We start from the raw sequence: 2113 nt of genomic DNA, 5'->3' as shown, positions 1-2113 counted from the left end.
AGATCGGCCTTCTGGCGGCCGACCGGCGATTGCGCGCAGGCAGCAAGCGAGGCGGCGCCGGCGATGGCGAGCAACAGCCGGCACGAGGTTGCGAAGGAAATCCGGGCAGCTTCGGCACGTGCAATGCGAGACATGGTACGCCCCTCCGAATGGCCCCGATTTTCGGTGGGCAATGAGGGCAGAACCTTGTCGGAACAACAGCAGGCCTGGGGCCGCCGCCGTTTCGCGTCAGTTGTGACGATTCCATCACAGTCCCTGTCCTGAATCGGCACAGAGAGGGCGACCGGCTCAGCTCAGGCCGGTGGCGGGACCGCGCGCAAGGCGTCGCGGAATACGCCGAACTGCAATCGAAACGCTTGCGGGCTGTAGTCCTGATAATAACCCGCGGTCACCGCGACGACGAGATCGAGTTCGGGGACGATGCGGATCGACTGCCCGCCACGACCAAGCGCGCCGATCCAGTTCACCTTCCGGTCGTTGAGCCGCGCCTGGCCACGCCACCATAAATATCCGTAGGATTGATCGTCAGTCGCCTTGATCTTCTCTGCCGTCGAGGCGTCGATCCATGCCTTGGAAACGATCTGGCGGTCGTGCCAGCGGCCGCCCGCAAGGACGAGCTGGCCGATCTTGGCCATGTCGCGTGGCCGCAGGCGCAATCCCCCTCCGGCGTCGGTATCCCCCCTGTACCGCCCCCACGCCGTGCCGGTGATCCCCAGAGGCTCGAACAAATTCTCACGCGCAAACTCATCGAGGGGACGTCCGGTCGCCTTGCGGATGATGGCCGACACCAGCGTGAGCGCGCCGGTGTTATAGAAGAACTCCTTTCCCGCCGCGGCAGTCATTGGAAGACCGAGAACATAACGGCACGAATCCCATGCCATATGCATGCGCGCCTCGTCGTTGTCATCGTCTCCCGTTGTGGGCGTCGCTTCGATCCACTTCAGCCCCATCGACATGGTGAGCGCGTGTGCCAGCCGGATGCGGTCCTTTTCGGGGGAGCGCAAGCCGGACAGCTCGGGAAAAAAACTGAAGATCGGTTCGTCGACGCTGCGTATCAGCCCCCGGTCGATCGCGATCCCGACTGCGAGTGACGCAACGCTCTTCGACACCGATTTCATGTCGTGCAGCGTATCGGCGTCAAAGGCGACGTTCTCCACGCGGCGGCCGAAAATATGACCGGGTATCTCGTTCGCTCCCCTGAAGTAGTGCTCGAACACCAGCTTGCCATTGCGGGCGACCAGCACGGCATGGATGTTGGCATCGCTCGAGGCGAGGCGATCGGCCATCCGGCACAGCGCCTCGCGATTGACGAGACTGTTGTCATCGACGGCGACCGGCCAGCCGTCGTCCCGCACGAGCGGACCGCCGCAGCCGTCGGACGGGTTCGCGCCGACCGGCAACGCCGAAAGCGGCGCCAGTGCGGCTCCCCCGATGAGCGAAATGAATTGGCGCCGCCTCATTCAAGCCTCTCGCTTACATTCCCTCCGATGCCCGGCAGATTTCGGCACGAGCCTCGCCCGACTCGGCATATTCCCTGAGGATGCGCGCGAATTCGCGCCAATAGAGCTTTCGCCAACTCGTCTTCAAGCTGGCGAGGAAATCGAGCTCGCGTTGCGTCAGCGTGCACATCGCTCTCTAGGCCACGAGGCCTCCCATCGGTTTGAGGTCGGCGCTGCCGGGGAAGACCGTCTCGGCGAGAACCTTCTCCTCGAGGCGCAAATGATCCCGCAGCAGACCCTTCAGCACGGCGCGCAGATCAGTGGTCGGCCTGAGGTCGCGGTCCTCGAACAGCTGCGCCGGCTTCAGCCCGGGCCAGTCCGCAATGACGCGACCGCCGGCAAGCCCGCCGCCGATCAGGAAGGCGACCGTACCCGTGCCGTGATCGGTGCCCTGCGTGCCGTTGATCCGCGCGGTGCGACCGAACTCGGTGACGACGGCCACCACGGTCTCGCGCCAAGCCTCACCCATGTTGCTCTCGATCGCGGCGAAGGCGCCGTCGAGCGCCCCGAGCAGATTGTAGAGCTGGCCCGAGGCCGCGCCTTCGGCGATATGCGTGTCCCAGCCGACGAAGCCCATGGCACCGACGCGCGGACCGTCGGGCTTGGCGAGATAG

At 64.9% G+C, this 2113-nt stretch carries 2 protein-coding genes and 1 pseudogene; all 3 read right to left on the bottom strand.

The annotated features are described in order from the left end of the window. Nucleotides 1-134 (bottom strand): annotated as a pseudogene (locus MOV75_RS35735) (septal ring lytic transglycosylase RlpA family lipoprotein); the annotation flags it as partial. A gap of 159 nt (nt 135-293) precedes the next feature. Then, nucleotides 294-1400, bottom strand: a complete 1107-nt coding sequence (locus MOV75_RS35730; protein WP_247007692.1) for a serine hydrolase — start codon at nt 1398-1400, stop codon at nt 294-296. A 235-nt stretch (nt 1401-1635) separates the two neighbouring features. Continuing rightward, the coding region (locus MOV75_RS35725) for a DUF1501 domain-containing protein (RefSeq protein WP_247007690.1) at nt 1636-2113 on the bottom strand (478 nt) is incomplete at its 5' end.

Origin of the sequence: Bradyrhizobium sp. PRIMUS42 (genome assembly GCF_023006515.1) — a bacterium.
Lineage (GTDB): Bacteria > Pseudomonadota > Alphaproteobacteria > Rhizobiales > Xanthobacteraceae > Bradyrhizobium.
The sequence above is the reverse complement of the archived record's forward strand: the minus strand, read 5'-3'. Positions and strand labels throughout refer to the sequence as shown.